This is a genomic window from Phytopseudomonas daroniae, from assembly GCF_004327285.1.
GTDB lineage: Bacteria > Pseudomonadota > Gammaproteobacteria > Pseudomonadales > Pseudomonadaceae > Aquipseudomonas > Aquipseudomonas daroniae.
Map to the genome: position 1 here is coordinate 145157 of NZ_QJUI01000002.1, position 16972 is coordinate 162128.

The window sequence follows — 16972 nt, forward strand, 5'->3', positions numbered from 1 at the left end:
CCAGCGCCTGCAGCCGGCCTCAGAAGGCCTTGGCCAGATCGATCACCAGGGCGCGGTAGCCGACGTTGCCTGGCTGCTGGCTGGTGACCCGGTATTCGGCCAATACTTCCTGAGTGCCGTACTTCACTTCGCTGAGCACCGGGCGGGTGAGTTTCTCGCGAGTGAGGTAGCTCACCGAGGCCGAGTAGATCAGCTGCGTATCGCTGTCGGCGCGGTACTCCACCACCGAGGTGATCGGGCTGTACCAGTCGTCGCCACGCTCCTTGCCGTACTCCCAGACCTGCTCGACGGTGCCTTTGGCCTCGTCGATGCGGTACTCCACCGCACGGCTGTAATTGCCTTCCAGGCGTGTCGGCGCGAAATCGCGGCCCCAGCCATTGTCGAACACGGTCAGTGTGCCTTTGCCGCTGAGCCACGCGGTGTGCTGCGTCCACGACCAGTCGAAGCCATCGGCGTAACGTCCCTGTTCGTCCAGCGCCAGCGGCTCGCCCCTGGCATCCACCGGCGTCAGCACCTTGTCCTGCAACCCTGTACGCCAGCCCTGGGGCGCGGCGAGAATCCACTTCACCTGCTTGTCGCGGCCAATCTTGACCACGCCCTGATGGCGCGCCGAAACGATGATGCCGTCGTCCGACGGGTCATGGGCGATGGAGTTGACGTGGGCCCAGTTGCGCCCGATGCCGACACCCGGCACATCGCCGAATGGCAGGTTCTCGCCTTCCTGCGCTTCGTTGTCGACCAGGCTATCGCCCCTACTCGCACCCTCGGGTAGGAACACCGCCGCCTTGCCAAGCGTGTGCAACAGCTCGGCGCGATAGGGATCGAGGATGCGCCCCAGATCCCAGAACTCCACCACTTCGCCGGCCTCGTCGAGCTCGATGATCTGGTCGCGCACCGAACGCACCTGCTTGCCATCGTCGCGCCGGTAGTCGCTGCTGCCAACCCGCAGCAGGTAGGTGCCCTTGGCGGTCTGGCGGATCTCGTGGGAGAAGTCGGCGAACTTGCCTGGCAAGCGGCGCTCCCACACCGGCCGGCCGAGCAGATCATGCTTGAAGTAACGCTGCCCCTGGCCCCAGATCAGCTTGCCATCGGCGGTCTGCTGGAAGCCCATGCTGGCGCCCAGGCCATCGACCCGGGTCGAGTCGTGCAGGCGCTCGATATCCAGGTACCAGCGCACATCGCCGTTGCTGTCGGTAATCCAGTTGATGCCCACCGAATCCCATTCGGCGGCACCGCCCTGTGCATTCCATTTCAACTGGCGGTTGCTGCCGGGCACCTCGGTCAGCAGATGGTTGAACAGGTACAGACGGTTCTTCAGGGAAGCGTCGACCTTGACCGGTTCGACCTGCGGCAATGCGCCTTGCTGAGCGGCGATGCTCGGCAGACGCACGGCCGGCGCGTAGACGGTGTAGCGCTCACGGACGCGTTCGCCTTTGAGGGTGTAGGCGACTTCCACCTCGTTGCGATGATCGGGGTACAAGCCAAATAGCGGAATGCCGCCGTGGGTCCACAGCGCCTTGTCGCTTACCGGATAATCGATATCGATGCCCTGTTCGCCACGGCCCAGTACCCTCACACGGGCATCACTGAGCGTCTGCCCGCCATCGCGGATCAGCGCGGTGAGCGGCGCGATGCCATAGGGATTGAGCACGATGGCGCCAAGGCGGCTGACCGTACTGTCTGGGATACCGGCAGTCAGGCAGGCGCCCTCGGGCAGGCCGTCCTCAAGCTGGTTATCGTGAGATGGGTTGTGATTGCTCATAGGGGCTCCGAAGCATTTGGACGACGCACCAGCGCCGCCCGCCATGGGTGTTATTGGGGAATACGGAAATCGCTCAGTGCCGGTGCTACGACCGCCTTTTCACTGCGTGGCGTGCCGGCCGGAACCCAGTCGTAGGGAACGGGCTGGGCGCGGTAGACCCAGTTGCTGGTGGCATTGCCGTAGGGGAACTTGCCGAAGTAAGGGCTCACATACTCCCAGACGATCTCGCCAGCCGGCGTCACCTGAAAGATGCGCCCGAACATGCCTTCATCGATCAGCGTATTGCCGTTGGGCAGGCGCCGGGCGCTGCTGATGAAAGTGCTGTTGAACTGCCACAGCGGCTGGGCCGAATCCGTCGCGCTGTACTGCCAGACGATCCGTTTGCTGATCGGGTCGATTTCGACCACGCGCGAGCCGCTGATGACGCTGGCCGGCAGCGCCGGGTAGCCAGAACCGCCCTGGTTGTCGAAGATCAGGATATTGCCCTCGCCCGGATACTCCCTGGGGATCAGGTTGGCGTCGTGCAAGCCGGCCAGTTGATCCACCGGGCGCGGCAGTGGTGCATTGACCGGGGCCAGCTTCGGATAGTTCGGCCCCAGGTTCCACACCACCTTGCCGGTCTGCTTGTCGATGATGGCGACGAAGTTGGCTTCCCGCGAATCGACGATCAGGTTGTCGGGATGGAAGCGCTCATCGCCCTGCTCGTACCATTTGTTCGAACCGAGGGTCTTGAGGTCGTTGAAGTGCAGGTAGTCGGCCTTGTCGGTGTTGCGCACCAACTTGAGCTGCTCCGGGGTGAAACCGAATTCCTCCAGGTGCTCGGAAGCCAGCCACTGCCAGACGATCCTGCCGCTCGGGTCGACCTCGTAGATCGCGTCATCGATGGTTTCATCCAGCTTGAAGCCATCGATCCTGTGCAGCTTGTTGGCCAGCAGCAAGGTATTGCCATTGGCCAGGCGCTGCCAGTCATGGTGCTGGAGCGCCGAACCAGTCGGCGCCTGCTCGCCCCATTTCCATACCGGCTTGCCATCCCAGTCCAGTTCGCCGATGGCATGGGTGTTGAGGCCGTTGCCGAAGCCGCGCGGATCGAGTTCCTGGCGTTTTTCCAAGCGCACCAGTACATGCCCACGCTTGCCGCCGTTGACCGCCGGATCGATCAGTTGCGAAGGGAAGCCGACATGATCCCAGCGGCGGACTTCGTTGCCGTTGGCGTCGACCAGGTAGGTCTTGTCGTCGGCGGCGCCGAACAGCACGTAGCCATTCCAGGCCTTTTCCGGGTCATAGCGGGTCACACCCGTCGGGTAGACGCTCGGGGCGGCCTGGGCGACGCCGGCCAACAGGGAGGCGGCCAGCGCCAGGGTATGCAGTCGCGGTTTCATCCGTTTCTCCTCAGAAGTCGTAGCGGGCGGTCATGCCCAGGGTGCGCGGCGTGCCGAGCACGCCGGCGTAACCGCCGTTGGCGCCGTTCCACAGGCTGGTGAAGTAGGTCTTGTCGCCGGCGTTCTTCAGCCACAGCGAGACATCCCACTGCCCATCGCCCAAATCGCCACGCAGGCCGGTGGACAGGTTGACCACGGCATAGCTGGGGATCTGTCCGTACTCGGAATCGTCGATGGTGCCCACCGCCCGGGAGCGGAAGGCATAGCTGGCATTGACGTAAGGCTGCAGGCCGTTGTCCAGATCCCAGCGATAGCTGCCGTTGAGATTGGCGATCCATTTCGAGGCACCCACCACCTGGTGGCCGGTGAGGTCGCAGGACGCCGGGGCACCGTCCTGGAACGCCACTTCCGGGGCACAGGGCGCGTCTTCGTAATCGCTGTAGCGCACGTCGTTGAACGAACCGTTGGCGTTGAGGGTGAGCCTGCGCAGCGGTTGCCAGGTGGCCTCGGCCTCGACGCCGCGCGAGCGTACCGAGCCGGCGTTGGTCAGGTACTGGGTGCGGGTCACCTGGTCATAGGCATTGGCCTGGTAGCCGTTGACCTCGGTCCAGAACAGGTTGGCATTGAGCAGCAGGCGGTTGTCGAGCAGCGTGCTCTTGAAGCCCAGTTCGGCGTTGTTGGCGCGCTCGGTGCCGACCAGCAGCGAGTCGACCCCGGCGGTCGGTGCGGAACCCACGGTGAGGTTGACCCCGCCGGATTTCTCGCCGTGGGACAGCGACGCGTAGCCGAGCATCTGCGGGTTGAATTGGTAGCTCAGGCTGAGCAGCCCGGAAGGACTGAAGCTGTGCTGGCTCAGATCGCCGGAATCGAACGCACCATGCCGGCCCTCGCGCTGCGCGGCAGCGGCGCCGCTGACCACTGCACCGCCGAGTGGTGCATCGCGAGTCACCCAGGCTTGCTTCTCCTCGTAGGTACCACGGATACCGGCGGTGAAATCCAGCTTGTCGGTCAGGTGCCAGGTACTCTGGGCGAACAGCGCATAGCTGTCGGTATCGATATGGCCGTTGCCGAAGCTGCTGACATTGGCCAGTGCGCCCGTAGCAGTGCCATTCCACACATCAGCCAGCGGGCCGTAGATATTGTGCTGGCGATTATCCAGATCCTGCTTGAAGTAATAGGCACCCAATACGTAGTCGAAGGCACCACCGCTCGGCGAGGCCAGGCGGATCTCCTGGGAGTACTGTTTGTCGCGCACCCGCACACCGGCATTGATCGAGGCCGAGACGTTGAGACCGTCATCGTTTCGCGGGGTGAAATCCCACCAGCGATAGGCGCTGATGGAGGTCAGGGTGAAATCGTTGGGCAGCGTCCAGTTGGCTTCCACCGAGGTGCCGCCCTGGAACACCGTGACCTGCTGATCGGAGTCGAAGTTGACCTTGCGATCCTTGCCGTACACCAGGGTCGCGCCAGCGGCGGCCGCACGCTGCTCGTATCGGTTGACGCCGTTGATGGTCGGCCCGGTGCTGTACAGCGAGAGGATACCGTTGTTGGAATCCTCTTCGTTGTACTCGCCGATCCAACGCAGGTTGAAGGTCTCGCTAGGCTGGAACAGCAACTGTCCGCGAAAGCCCTGACGCGCCCCGCCGTTTAGCGTGTCGCCATTGTGCACGTTGTCGACGTAGCCATCGTCGCGAGTGCGATAGGCGGAAAAACGTCCAGCCAGGGTGTCATTCAACGGGCCGGAAATGCTGCCCTTGGTCTGGAAGTAGCCGTCCTCGCCCACCGAGGTCTCGATGCTGCGCTCGGGTGTGAAGGTCGGCTTGCGGGTGCTGATGTTGAGCACCCCCGCGGTGGTGTTCTTGCCGAACAGCGTACCCTGGGGGCCACGCAGTACATCAATCTGCTCCACGTCGAGCAGGTCGAACACCGCCATGCCGGGGCGGCCGAGGTAGACGTTGTCCAGGTACACCCCGACGCTGCCCTCCAGGCCGTCGCTAGCCGGGTTGTTGCCCAGGCCACGGATGGAAATGCTCGACTGCCGCGCATGCACATAGGCGACGCTGGTACTAGGCACCAGTTGCTGGATGTCTTGTACCCGGTAGATGCGCTGGTTCTCCAGGGTCTCGCCGCCGAGCACGCTGATCGGCGTCGGTACCGACTGGGCGCTTTCCTCGCGGCGTCGGGCATTGACGGTGACCGTGCCCAGGGCCGTGCCACTCTCGACCGAGACCTGGGCGCCGCTGCTGGCGGCGTCGTCGGCACGTGCCTGCAGCGCCAGGCCGGCAGAGCCGAGCAACAGAGCGGCAACCAGGGGTTTCAGGGGAATCGATGGGACGGTAACGCGCTCGGGATGGCTCGAGTTCATCTGTTGCTCCTTGAGATCGCGGCGAGCGCTGCCGTATGGCGGAGGCGAATCGGGCGCAGAACGGGCTCTTGATATTCGATATAGGTATTTATTTATGCTTACTTCGATGTTTTCGTAATAAGCGATTACCTTTATAAAGAGCCACGAGCCATTGCAGCAATTGCATTCGACCGAATTTTTCCATGTAGAAAATGCATATCGATCTCCGCCAGCTCCGTCACTTCGTCGCCCTTGCCGAGCACCGCAGCTTTGTCGCTGCGGCCGAAGCGGTGAGCCTTTCGCAGTCCGCCTTCAGCCGCAGCATCCAGGCGCTGGAACATGCTGCGGGCTTTCAGCTGGTGGATCGGGCGAGCAAGGAATTGCCGCCCACCAAGCAGGGCCTGGTAGTTCTGGAGCACGCCAGGCGGCTGTTACGCGACGCCCACGACCTGAACAACGAAATCAGCCGGTTCAACGATGCCGGTACCGGCGCCCTGCTGTTCGGCAGCGGCCCGGCCCCCGCGGCACAACTGATCCCACGGGCGGTGGCGCGCTTCATCGGCGATTACCCCAAGGCGCGGGTGCATTTTCAGGTCGATAACTGGCAGGAATTGAACAAGCGCCTGGTGGCCGAGGAGATCGAATTCTTCGTCGCCGACACCCGCCGCTTCGAGGCCGATCCGGATTACCGCATCACTCGCCTGCGCCCACAGAAATGGCACTTCTGCTGCCGCATCGGCCATCCGCTGACCCGCCAACCCAGCGTCAGTTGCGCCGAGCTGTTCAGCTATCCGCTGGCCACCACCTTTCGCCCCCCGAACATCCGCAAGGTGCTCACCGAATACAGCGGCCGACGTGATTTCGCGCCAGCGGTGGAATGCGAATACAGCCATGCCCTGCTCAACGTGGTGCGCTATTCGAACGCCATCGGCATCGCCAATCCCGTCAACCTGGAGGACTACCTGCTGAGCGAAAAACTGCAGATCCTCGAGGTACATGACCTGCCCTGCCACCTGGAGGAACTCAATACCCGCTATGGCATCGTCAGCCGCGTTGGCCGGGCGTTATCGCCACTGGCCCGGGCCATGGTCGAGCAGATCGAGCGCAGCGATGCCGGGCTCGCCGACCAGATGGCAGGCATGCCATTGGCACAGGTAGGGGTCTAGGGTCTGTTGATGAAACGTCAACAGACCCTAGGTATTGCACGCCATGCATACAAAGTATTCCCGCTTTGCGTTTGTCAGCCGGACGGGGGATTCGTGAAATGGCCATCACGATTCCTTACCGAGACCGGCTCATGATCCGACTGACCTCCCTGCTCTGCGGCGCCCTGCTGGCGCTGACCACCCTCATCACCCAGGCAGCCGAGCAGCCGGCGGTGATCCGCATTGGCGCGCCCGATCAGGGTGCGGGCGACAAGCCCTTCGCCTCCGGCGTGCTGGGCCTGGCGCATATTCGCCAACAGCTGGAAGAAGCCTTCGCCGCCGATGGCACCAAGGTCGAATGGCACTTCTTCAAGGGCGCGGGCCCTGCGGTCAACGAAGCCTTCGCCAATCGCCAGCTGGACTTCGCCGGACTCGGCGATCTGGCGGCGATCATTGGCCGATCCTCGGGTCTGGATACCCGCCTGATCCTCGGCGGCCGAGGCGCCAACATGTACCTGGCGGCAACGCCCGAGTCAGGCATCAAGACGCTGGAAGATCTCAAGGGCAAGCGGGTCTCGGTGTACCGCGGCACCGCCGATCAGTTGTCCTTCGCCCGAGTGCTGGACGCAGCCGGTCTGAAGGAGCGCGATCTGCGTATCCTCAGCCTGGACTGGAGCGCGGCCCGAGCAGCCCTGGCTGGACGGCAGATCGACGCGGCCTGGTCGGGCATGGGCATCCTCGCCCTGGGCAGGCAAGGCATCGAATTCCCCGTCGGCACCAAGCAGTTGCCAGTTACCGCCACCACCCAGACAGGGGTAATCGCCAGCAACGCCTTTATCGAACGCTACCCTGAGGCGACCCAGAAGCTGGTCGACGTGCTGGTCGCCAATGCCGACTGGATTTCCAAGACAGAGAATCTGGACGCCTACATCGCCCTGCTCTCGCAACAGAGCGCGGTACCCGCCGAGCTCTACGCTCGGGAATACCAGGGCGATGACCTCGCGTTTCGTGCCTCGCCGCTGCTCGATACCTTCCTGCGTCACAGCTATCAGGACAGCATCGACAAAGCCAAGGCACTGGGGCTGATCCGCCGCACCTTCCAGGTCGAGGAATGGTTCGAGCCGCGCTTCGTCGAGCAGGCAATCGAACGGCAGAGCCTGCAGAACCGCTGGCAACGCTATGACGCCTCAGGCACGGCCGAGTGATGCGCCCCAGGCATGGAAGATATGTGGCGAATGCATTGGCCGTCCCCTTACGAGGCACTTTTAATGCAGGCTCTTATTTCCCGAAAGAATTTATATTCGATCTTTTATGCAAAAAATAACATCCAGTCATAAGCCTGACGCTGACGGAACGCCCTCATGAGTGCGCCGCCTCTGCCCATTTCTCAAGCTCAGGGCCATACCCGCACGGGCTTCTCGACCAGCCGCCTGGTGCCCTGGTTGCTGCCGGTGGGCCTGTTTGCACTCTGGTACCTGGCCAGCCGCTTCGGCTGGATGAGCGAACAGATCCTGCCGACACCGGCGCTGGTCTGGCAGACCTTGCTGGAACTGGCTAGAGACGAACTCTGGTTCAATCTTGGCATCAGCTTGCAACGCCTCGCCTACGGCCTGCTCGGTGGTGTGACGGCCGGTGTGCTGCTGGGTACGTTGCTGGGCATCAGTGGCCGTGCCGAACGACTGATCTACCCGACCTTCGCGGCATTGGCTCAGGTGCCGACCCTGGCCTGGATTCCGCTGTTCATGCTGCTGTTCGGCATCGGCGAAGCACTCAAGCTGGTGGTGTTGATCAAGGCGGTGATCGTGCCGATCACCGTACACACCCTGGTCGGCGTGCGTGACGCGCAACCGCGCCTACGTGAAGCGGCGGCGGTTCTGCGCCTGCCCTGGCACCTGCGCATCACCCGCCTGGTGATTCCCGCTGCCCTGCCCTCGTTCATGGCTGGCCTGCGTCTGGCCCTGGCTACCGGCTGGTCGTCGCTGCTGGCGGTGGAACTGCTGGCCTCCAGCGAGGGCATCGGCTATCTGATGGTCTGGGGGCGCCAGCTGTTCATGCTGGATATCGTGTTCGTCTGCATTCTGGTCATCGGCCTGTTCGGCATCGCCTTCGACCGCGGCGTGCAATGGCTCGACGCACGCCTGATCTATTGGCCACATCCGCCCACTGCCGAATTGCGCCTGCGTGGCCGGGCGAAGGGCTGGGCGCGCCTGCAGGCCTGGCTGTTGCCACTGGGACTGGCCGCACTGTGGCAGGTCGCGGTGCTGGCGCGCTGGGTCGACGCGAGCATTCTGGTCGCCCCGCTGGATGTGCTGCGCACCACCTGGCAAGGCCTCGTCGATGGCAGCCTGATCCAGGCCATGCTGCAGAGCCTCGGTCGTGCTGTCGGCGGTCTGTTGCTGGGCAGCAGTCTTGGCCTGCTCAGCGGACTGATCCTGGGGCTGTGGCGACCAGCCGAACGGCTCTGCGGGCCGACGCTCAGCGCCCTGCGGCAGATCGCGATTTTCGCCTGGGTGCCGCTGCTCACCGCCTGGTTCGGCCTCGGCGAGCTGGCCAAGGTGGTGTTCGTCAGTCTGGCCACCTTCTTCCCCTTGCTGATCGCCACCCAGCGCGGCGTGGCCAACCTCTCGCCACAACTGGACGAAGCCGCCCGCGCCCTGCGCCTGAACAACCGCCAGCGCCTGCTGCGCCTGATCCTGCCCGGCGCCGCACCGGCGATCTTCGCCGGTCTGAAGCTGGCCCTGATCTTCGCCTGGCTGAGCACCATCGGCGCCGAGTACTTCATGCCGTCCAACGGCGGCATCGGCAGCCTGATGATCGGCGCCCAGCAACTGTTCCGCATGGATCAGGTGATGGCCGGCATGCTGCTGATCGGCCTTACCGGCGCCCTGCTCAACCACCTCGGACAACTGATCGAAGCGCGTGCCACGCGCTGGAGAAACGCATGACCGCCCCAGCTCCCATCGTCAGCTTCGACAAAGTCGGCAAGTTCTTTCCCGTGGAGAGCGGCGAGCTCGAAGCGATCCGCGAATTCAGCCTGCAGATCGCCGAAGGCGAATCCATCGCCATCCTCGGCTCCAGCGGGTGCGGCAAGTCCACCCTGCTGCGCCTGCTGATCGGCCTCGACCGGGCGTTTCGCGGCACCATCCAGATCGACGGCAAGGCAGTCGACGGCATTGGCAGCGAAAGCGCCATCGTCTTTCAGGAACACCGCCTGTTCCCCTGGTTGAGCGTGGAGCAGAACATCGAGCTGGGCCTGGTCAACGAAAACCTGACCCAGGCCGAGCGCTTGCGCCGGGTCAACGAGTTCGTTCATCTGGTTGGCCTCGATGGCTTCCAGCGGGCTTATCCGCACCAACTCTCCGGCGGCATGGCACAACGCGTGGCCATCGCCCGCGGCCTGGTATGCAGCCCGCGTATCCTGCTGCTCGACGAGCCCTTCGGTGCACTGGATGCTCTGACTCGCCAACAGATGCAGGAAGAACTGCTGACCATCCGTGCCCGCGCCGGCATCACCAGTCTGCTGGTGACCCACGATGTCGAGGAAGCCATCTTTCTTGCCGACCGCGTGGTGGTGATGGAGCCGCGACCGGGGCGAATCAAGCGCATCGTCGATATCGACCTGCCGCATCCGCGCAACCGCAACAGCTACGACTTCCTGCAGTTACGCGAAGACCTGCTGTTCCAACTTACCGGCGACGGCGAATACCGCGCCCCGCCACCGCGAGTGGAAGACCTGCCGCTGGCTTCCATTGCCTGGTGAGCGCTCGGCATCGAGAAAGGGGAAAAGCGGTAGCGTGATGGCAAGGGGTGGGCTGAAGCGAATCACCGTCGGCCCCACCTACCGACTTAACGAACCAGCTCGGCTGCCTGACTCCAAAGGATCCGGGCGGCCGAGGTGGTTGATCAGGATCAAGCAGCGCGTTCTTCGCTAGGAATCTGCTTGTGCCACAAGGTGGGGATCAGGAACACGATCGCCAGCAGACACGCGCCGACCAGCAGCACGAAGCCGCCGTCCCAGCCGAAGTGGTCGACGGTGTAGCCCATTGCCGCACTCGCGGCGACCGAACCGCCCAGGTAACCGAACAGACCGGTGAAGCCTGCGGCAGTACCCGCCGCTTTCTTCGGCGCCAGCTCCAGAGCATGCAGGCCGATCAGCATGACCGGGCCGTAGATCAGGAAGCCGATGGAGAACAGCGCGGCCATGTCGACGACCGGGTTGCCTGGCGGGTTGAGCCAGTACACCACGGTCGCGACCGTCACCAGCCCCATGAACACCACGCCGGTCAGGCCGCGGTTGCCGCGGAACACCTTGTCCGACATCCAGCCGCACAGCAGCGTACCGGGAATGCCCGCCCACTCGTAGAAGAAATACGCCCATGAGGTCTTGTCGACCGTGAAGTGCTTGACCTCCTTCAGGTAGGTCGGCGCCCAGTCCAGCACGCCGTAGCGCAGCAGGTAGACGAACACGTTGGCCAGAGCGATGAACCAGAGCATCTTGTTGCGCAGCACGTACTTAACGAAGATGTCGCGGGTGCTGAATTCCTTCTCGTGGCTGGCGTCGTAGCCCTCGGGATAGTCGTTCTTGTACTGCTCGATGGGCGGCAAGCCGACCGATTGCGGGGTATCACGCATGGTGGCGAAGGCGAACAAGGCCACCAGCAAGGCCACTGCAGCAGGGACATAGAACGCCGCATGCCAGTCGTTGAACAGGCCCATACCCACCAGGAACAACGGCCCGATCAGGCCACCACCAACGTTGTGGGCGACGTTCCAAACCGAAACCACGCCACCGCGTTCCTTCTGCGACCACCAGTGCACCATGGTTCGACCACTGGGCGGCCAGCCCATGCCCTGGGCCCAACCGTTGATGAACAGGAGGATGAACATCATGGTGACGCTGGACGTGGCCCAAGGCGCGAAACCGAAAACGAACATCACGCCCGCCGACACCAGCAGGCCGAATGGCAGGAAGTAACGCGGATTGGAGCGGTCGGACACCAGTCCCATGAGGAACTTCGACAGCCCATAAGCGATGGCGATGGCAGACATCGCCAGGCCAAGCTGCCCGCGGGTATAGCCTTCCTCCTCGATCAGATAGGGCATGGCCAGCGAGAAGTTCTTGCGCAGCAGGTAGTAACCGGCATAGCCGATGAATATCCCGGCGAAGATCTGCCAACGAAGGCGGCGGTAGGTGTTGTCTATCTGCTCATCAGGCAGGGTTTCCCGATGAGGGGCTGGGCGGAAGAAGGCGAACATCCAGGGACTCCAGTTCTTGTTTTAGCTGCGCACTCGAATATGACAGTTATATGACATTTTCATTAACGAAAATAGCACTCACTACCGAAGCGGTAAAGACAAGAAACTGTTGGAATTCGAACGAGGCGATTTATTCAGACCGAAGGACAATTCGAAGTCACCCGGGTCGAGCGGAATCGGCAACTATCAATCGATGCTCGAACAACAAGGTTGATGTGTATCGTCGCAACATGCCCCGTTTCCCTCCCGTGATTGCGCGTGAAGCTGTCCAGTCGGCAGCCACAGCGCCAACAGTCCGCACAGCGGCAAACACGCGACCACCACGAACAACGCCTCTATCCCCCAGCGATCAGCCAGCAGCCCCAGCGCCGCGGCAGCAATACCACTCACACCGAAGGTCAACCCGAAGAAATAACCCGCCACCAGACCGACCCGATTCGGCAGCAACTGCAGGGCATACACGATGATCGCGGGAAAGGCCGACGCCATCAGCACGCCGATCACCACCGACAGCAGCACACAGGCGGAAAACCCGACGTGCGGCAACAGCAGAGTGAACGGACAGCTGCCGAGCAACGACAGCAGAATCACCCAGCGATGACCGATGCGATCGCCCAGAGGCCCACCCATCATGGTGCCGACCGCCACGGCAGCGAGAAAAACGAACAGTTGCAGTTGCGCTTCGGCCACGCTCAGTTCGAAACGCTCGATCAGGTAGAAGCTGTAGTAGTTGGCCATCGCCGCCAGGTAGGCGTACTTGGAGAGGATCATCACGCTGAGCAGGGTCATCGCCAGCAGCAGGTGTCGCCGCCCGATGCTCGCCATTGGCGGCAAGCTGCTGTTCATACGCAAGCGCGCGCCGAGATGTCGCTTCACGCTACGCCCGGCCCGCACCAGCAGAATAAACCCCACTAGCGCCAGCAGCGGCAACCAGGTCATCCCCTGGGCACCTGCGGGCAGCAGCACGAGAGCGATCAGCAGCGGTGCCAGTGCCGAGCCGATATTGCCACCGAGCTGAAACACCGACTGCGCCAGGCCGAAACGACCGGCCGATACCTGACGACAGGCGCGGGCCGCTTCAGGGTGAAAGATCGAAGAACCGAGCCCGACCAGCGCCGCCACCCACAGCAACCCGCTGAAAGACTCGGCCTCCGCCAACAGCCACAGCCCGACCGCCATGCACAACATGCCTGAAGGCAGTAGCCAGGGCTGGCTGCGGCGATCGCCCCAATAGCCAATCAGTGGCTGACAAAGTGCGCCAACCAGATGAAATACCAGGGTCAAGAGACCGAGTTGCCCATAGCTGAGGTCGTACTCGGTCTTGAGTGCCGGATACAGAGTCGGAAGCACTGCCTGCAGCATGTCGTTGAGTAGATGGGTCAGGCTGATCAGCAGCAACAGCGACATGGCGGGACGATCTTGCAGCGAGGCAGCGGCTGGCGTGTTGGGCATGGGAGGTCCGATAACGAAAGGTCGCGATACCGGGCCGCAAGCCTCTGCAGCCCGGCGCGCGCGAGACAAAAACCGGCGGGCATTCAACGTCGGCATCAGCCCTGGCACCAATGCATTTCGAGCATAGTTTTTTTGCTGTCTCCACATAGTGGCGGCAGGCCACGCCAGACCACGCTTATGCAATAAATGACTTAATAAATCATTTTTTAGTATTAGTTCGATTTCCTGTTTTGCCTGATCGTCCGTGCCCATCGCAGTCCTGGCGCCACCCTATTCTTCACGGAGCACCGATCATGGCCGTTTCCCGGCTCGCCACTTTTCTTCACCGCCTGCAAGCAGGCTTCGCTCTGTTCGCACTGCTGTGCCTGGCACAAGGCGCGTTGGCAGCCGGGCAAATCCGCATCGCCGTTTCCGACATCGGTGCAGGCGGCAAACCCGCCGGCGGCGGCCTGGTCGACGTACTGCATGCGCAGAAGCGTCTGGAACAGGAATTCGCTGGCGACGGCATCGAGGTGCAATGGGTGTTCGTCAAAGGCGCCGGCCCGGTAATCAACGAAGCCTTTGCCAATGGCCAGGTGGACATGGCTTTCCTGGGCGACCTGGCCAGCATCGTCGGTAAGTCGGGCAATCTCGATACCCGCGTGATCGCCGCCGCTGCCCGTGGCGTGAACCATTACCTGGCGGTGCGCCCCGGCTCATCAATCAAATCCCTGGCGGATCTCAAGGGCAAACGCGTCGGCCTGTTCCGTGGTACGGCGGCGCAGTTGTCGTTCATCAGCGCCCTGCGTTCCAGCGGTCTGCGCGAACGCGATCTGCAGGTCGTCAATCTGGACTTCGCCGCTGCCAGCGCAGCCCTGGCAGCCGGCCATATCGATGCCACCTGGGGTGGCAACAATACCCTGGCACTGGCGCAGCGCGGCCTTGCCGAACTGCCGGTGTCGAGCAAACACACCAGGCATGGCGCCGGTCAGTTGAGCGGCCTGGTGCTGGTCACCGAGCGTTTCGCCACACAGCACCCGCAGTGGGTGCAGCGCCTGCTCAAAGTACAGCGTGAAACCGTGCGCTGGGCCGGCGATCCAGCCAACCGCGACGCCTACATCGAACTGCAAGCCTCGCAGAGCGGCTACCCGCAGAGCCTGTTGCGTGCCGAGCTGGAGGGCGCCGAACTGGCCCAGTTGCTGTCACCGGAGCTGGACGACGCCTTCGTCGCCCGGCTGCGCGAATCCATCGAGATCGCCCAGGAGGCCAGGCTGATCCGCCGCCCCGTCGATCTCGACGCCTGGCTCGACAAACGTTTTCTCGAACAGACCAACGACCTGCCCTGATCCTTCAACCCCACTGCCTGCCCCACCGCCCGGTACGCCCGGCGGCGGGCGCCACCTGCACGCAGAAAGGAAACACCATGAAGCACCTGCCCTCCCTTATCACGCTGGCCCTGGCACTTTCCCATGGCATGGCCCTGGCCCAGAGCGCCGACATCAGCCAGGACAACGCCCGCCTGAAGACCGTGCGCGTCGATGGCCAACGCCTGCAACAGGATCCACAACGCACGCCCAGCTCCTCCACCGTGATCGACGGCAAGGAACTGGAACGCCAGGGTATCCAGTCCCTGGAAGACCTGCCGCAACTGGCGCCCGGCCTGGACGTGGCGGTGGTCGACCCCTTCGATACGCGCCTGACCATTCGCGGCATCGGTGACGGCGGCGGTACCGAGATCAACATCGGCATGCCCAGCAGCATCGGTTTGTTCCTCGACAACGTTTACCTGAGCCGACCGGGGATGCTCTCCAACGACCTGCTGGATATCGAGAGCGCGACCGTACTGGCCGGGCCGCAAGGCACACTGTACGGTTACAGCACCACGGGTGGCGCCATCGACATCCAGACGCGCAAACCGACGTTCACCCCAGAAGGCTCGATCCGCCAGTCCTTCGGCCAGCGCGGCCTGACCCAGACCCAGGCGATGTTCTCCGGCCCCCTGAGCGAAACCCTGGCCGGGCGTATCAACGTCTCCCATAGCGAGCGCGGTGGTTACATCAAGAACCAGTACAGCGGCCATCAGCTCGGCGGCAGCCTCAAGGATGGCGTGCGCGGCCAGTTGCTCTGGGTGCCGGCCGACGACTTCAGCCTGCGCCTGATCGCCGACTGGAACGATGCACGCAACGCGCCGGTAGCGGTACTGGAATCCACCAACCGAACCAATGGCCGTGACCTGTTCCTCGAGCGCGCCCAGGCTGCGGGCGCCCATCCGGTAGTCGGTGGCGTGAACACCGACGACGAGAATCACACCCGCCTGCAGCAGGGCGGCGTTTCCGCCGAAGCCAACTGGACGCTGGATGGCGGCTACAACCTGCGCTCCACCACCGCCTTCCGCTACTTCGGTTACAAGCCCAGTACCACCGACACCCTCGACATTCCGCTGTACTCGGACAGCGGCGCCGATGTGCGAGACCGTATCTGGTCGCAGGAGATCCGCCTGGATTCACCGCGCGGCGAGCATTTCGACTACGCCCTCGGTGCCCTGTACTTCGGCGAAAACCTCGACACCTACGCCCACGACCATTACGCCGATAACGACCAGGCCTCCACCTGGTATGGCAACAACGCCCTCAACGGCAAACTGGTGCAGCGCTGGGGCGAAATCGACGAGCGCATCTTCTCACTGTTCACCCAGGGCACCTGGCACGTCACCGACCGGTTCGACATTACCGCGGGCGTGCGCGGCACCCATCAGCGCAAGCAAGGCTCCTTCGTGCGGGTCAACCGCAACGACTTCGATTCCGGCGAGCTGGTGCAGCGCAAATTCCTGCCGTCCGGGCTGCTCAATTTCAGCTACTGGTTCCAGCCCGATGTACAGGGCTACCTGACCCTGGGCTACGGCGAAAAAGCCGGTGGCCTGAACATCTCCTCCGGCGCAGCAGGCAGTGCCGGTACCGAAAGCCTGTTCATCCTGCCGGAGTCCACCCGCGGCGCCGAGCTGGGCCTCAAGAGCAAATGGTTCGATCAGCGCCTGAGCGCGGATGTGGCGCTGTTCTGGTCGCGGGTAAACGACTTCCAGACCAACGCCTATGACGAGGAATTCCAGACCTCGTACCTGATCAACGCCGGCAGCATCCGTTCTCGCGGCGTGGCGGCCAGCATCGGCCTGACGCCCATCGAGGGTCTGAGCCTGAACCTCGACGGCACCCTGCTCGATGCCAGCTACATGGAATTCGACAACGCCCGCTGCCCGGCCGAGGTGACCCTGGCCGGCAATGCACCGGCCACCTGCGACCTCTCCGGCGAGCAGGTCTTCCGCTCACCCAAGGTCACCTACAACCTGACAAGCCGCTATGACTGGGGGCTGGGCGACGGCCTCGACGCTCACGTTCAGGCGCGCTGGAACTACCGTTCCTGGGCCTATGGCACCGTCGACAACTCGCGCTACACCCGCATCCCCGGCTACGGCCTGCTCAACCTCTCCGCCGGTCTCGGCGGCCAGTACGACGACGGTCGCTGGAATGCCTCGGTATGGCTGAACAACGCCCTCAACAAGACCTACTACCGCACCCTCAGTGCCGGCAGCTATGGCGAGGTGTACGGCAACCGCGGCGAACCGCGCACCCTGGGTGTGACGCTCGGCTACGACTTTTAA

10 protein-coding genes and 1 pseudogene are annotated in these 16972 nt (G+C 63.3%); 6 read left to right on the top strand and 5 right to left on the bottom strand.

The genetic code is table 11. The annotated features are described in order from the left end of the window. Positions 1–19: 19 nt before the first annotated feature. The 3 genes from DNK06_RS02495 to DNK06_RS02505 are packed head-to-tail and all read right to left on the bottom strand — an operon-like array spanning position 20 to position 5506. Positions 20–1762 carry an aryl-sulfate sulfotransferase gene (locus DNK06_RS02495; RefSeq protein ID WP_131178473.1) on the bottom strand — a complete coding sequence of 581 codons (1743 nt, stop codon included), beginning with the start codon at positions 1760–1762 and terminating at the stop codon, positions 20–22. A 50-nt stretch (positions 1763–1812) separates the two neighbouring features. After that, the gene (locus DNK06_RS02500) at positions 1813–3141 is read right to left on the bottom strand and encodes an arylsulfotransferase family protein (protein WP_131178474.1); all 1329 of its coding nucleotides are present in this window, start codon (positions 3139–3141) and stop codon (positions 1813–1815) included. Positions 3142–3151: 10 nt separating this feature from the next. Further along, positions 3152–5506 (bottom strand): TonB-dependent receptor, encoded by a 2355-nt coding sequence (locus DNK06_RS02505; RefSeq protein ID WP_131178475.1) that lies wholly within the window; start codon positions 5504–5506, stop codon positions 3152–3154. 191 nt (positions 5507–5697) lie between these two features. Here DNK06_RS02505 and DNK06_RS02510 point away from each other — a divergent pair, with 191 nt between their 5' ends. The 4 genes and pseudogenes from DNK06_RS02510 to DNK06_RS02525 all read left to right on the top strand — a co-directional run bounded on the left by DNK06_RS02510 (position 5698) and on the right by DNK06_RS02525 (position 10390). Beyond that, the gene (locus DNK06_RS02510; protein ID WP_131178476.1) at positions 5698–6651 is read left to right on the top strand and encodes a LysR family transcriptional regulator; all 954 of its coding nucleotides are present in this window, start codon (positions 5698–5700) and stop codon (positions 6649–6651) included. 131 nt (positions 6652–6782) lie between these two features. Then, the gene (locus DNK06_RS02515) at positions 6783–7835 is read left to right on the top strand and encodes an ABC transporter substrate-binding protein (RefSeq protein WP_131178477.1); all 1053 of its coding nucleotides are present in this window, start codon (positions 6783–6785) and stop codon (positions 7833–7835) included. 222 nt (positions 7836–8057) lie between these two features. Then, positions 8058–9575, top strand: a pseudogene (locus tag DNK06_RS02520) (ABC transporter permease); the annotation flags it as partial. After that, positions 9572–10390, top strand: a complete 819-nt coding sequence (locus tag DNK06_RS02525; protein WP_131178479.1) for an ABC transporter ATP-binding protein — start codon at positions 9572–9574, stop codon at positions 10388–10390. The pseudogene DNK06_RS02520 and the gene DNK06_RS02525, both read left to right, overlap by 4 nt. Before the next feature lie 149 nt (positions 10391–10539). Here DNK06_RS02525 and glpT read toward each other — a convergent pair whose 3' ends face one another. Together glpT and DNK06_RS02535 are read right to left on the bottom strand one after the other, a co-directional pair. Next, positions 10540–11886 carry a glycerol-3-phosphate transporter gene (glpT, locus tag DNK06_RS02530; RefSeq protein WP_131178480.1) on the bottom strand — a complete coding sequence of 449 codons (1347 nt, stop codon included), beginning with the start codon at positions 11884–11886 and terminating at the stop codon, positions 10540–10542. A gap of 186 nt (positions 11887–12072) precedes the next feature. After that, positions 12073–13338, bottom strand: a complete 1266-nt coding sequence (locus tag DNK06_RS02535; protein WP_131178481.1) for an MFS transporter — start codon at positions 13336–13338, stop codon at positions 12073–12075. A 293-nt stretch (positions 13339–13631) separates the two neighbouring features. On the opposite strand from DNK06_RS02535, the gene DNK06_RS02540 reads away from it, so the two are divergent. Together DNK06_RS02540 and DNK06_RS02545 are read left to right on the top strand one after the other, a co-directional pair. Next, a complete protein-coding gene (locus DNK06_RS02540; protein ID WP_131178482.1) occupies positions 13632–14663 on the top strand; it encodes an ABC transporter substrate-binding protein in 1032 nt (343 codons plus the stop codon). 77 nt (positions 14664–14740) lie between these two features. Continuing rightward, on the top strand, positions 14741–16972 hold the full coding sequence (locus DNK06_RS02545; RefSeq protein ID WP_131178483.1) for a TonB-dependent receptor: 2232 nt from the start codon (positions 14741–14743) through the stop codon (positions 16970–16972).

What these genes read in the sequence shown, in the direction of transcription:
- DNK06_RS02495 (WP_131178473.1), bottom strand. Translation starts at nt 1,762, where the DNA reads ATGAGCAATCACAACCCATCTCACGATAACCAGCTTGAGGACGGCCTG.
- DNK06_RS02500 (WP_131178474.1), bottom strand. Translation starts at nt 3,141, where the DNA reads ATGAAACCGCGACTGCATACCCTGGCGCTGGCCGCCTCCCTGTTGGCC.
- DNK06_RS02505 (WP_131178475.1), bottom strand. Translation starts at nt 5,506, where the DNA reads ATGAACTCGAGCCATCCCGAGCGCGTTACCGTCCCATCGATTCCCCTG.
- DNK06_RS02510 (WP_131178476.1), top strand. Translation starts at nt 5,698, where the DNA reads ATGCATATCGATCTCCGCCAGCTCCGTCACTTCGTCGCCCTTGCCGAG.
- DNK06_RS02515 (WP_131178477.1), top strand. Translation starts at nt 6,783, where the DNA reads ATGATCCGACTGACCTCCCTGCTCTGCGGCGCCCTGCTGGCGCTGACC.
- DNK06_RS02525 (WP_131178479.1), top strand. Translation starts at nt 9,572, where the DNA reads ATGACCGCCCCAGCTCCCATCGTCAGCTTCGACAAAGTCGGCAAGTTC.
- glpT (WP_131178480.1), bottom strand. Translation starts at nt 11,886, where the DNA reads ATGTTCGCCTTCTTCCGCCCAGCCCCTCATCGGGAAACCCTGCCTGAT.
- DNK06_RS02535 (WP_131178481.1), bottom strand. Translation starts at nt 13,338, where the DNA reads ATGCCCAACACGCCAGCCGCTGCCTCGCTGCAAGATCGTCCCGCCATG.
- DNK06_RS02540 (WP_131178482.1), top strand. Translation starts at nt 13,632, where the DNA reads ATGGCCGTTTCCCGGCTCGCCACTTTTCTTCACCGCCTGCAAGCAGGC.
- DNK06_RS02545 (WP_131178483.1), top strand. Translation starts at nt 14,741, where the DNA reads ATGAAGCACCTGCCCTCCCTTATCACGCTGGCCCTGGCACTTTCCCAT.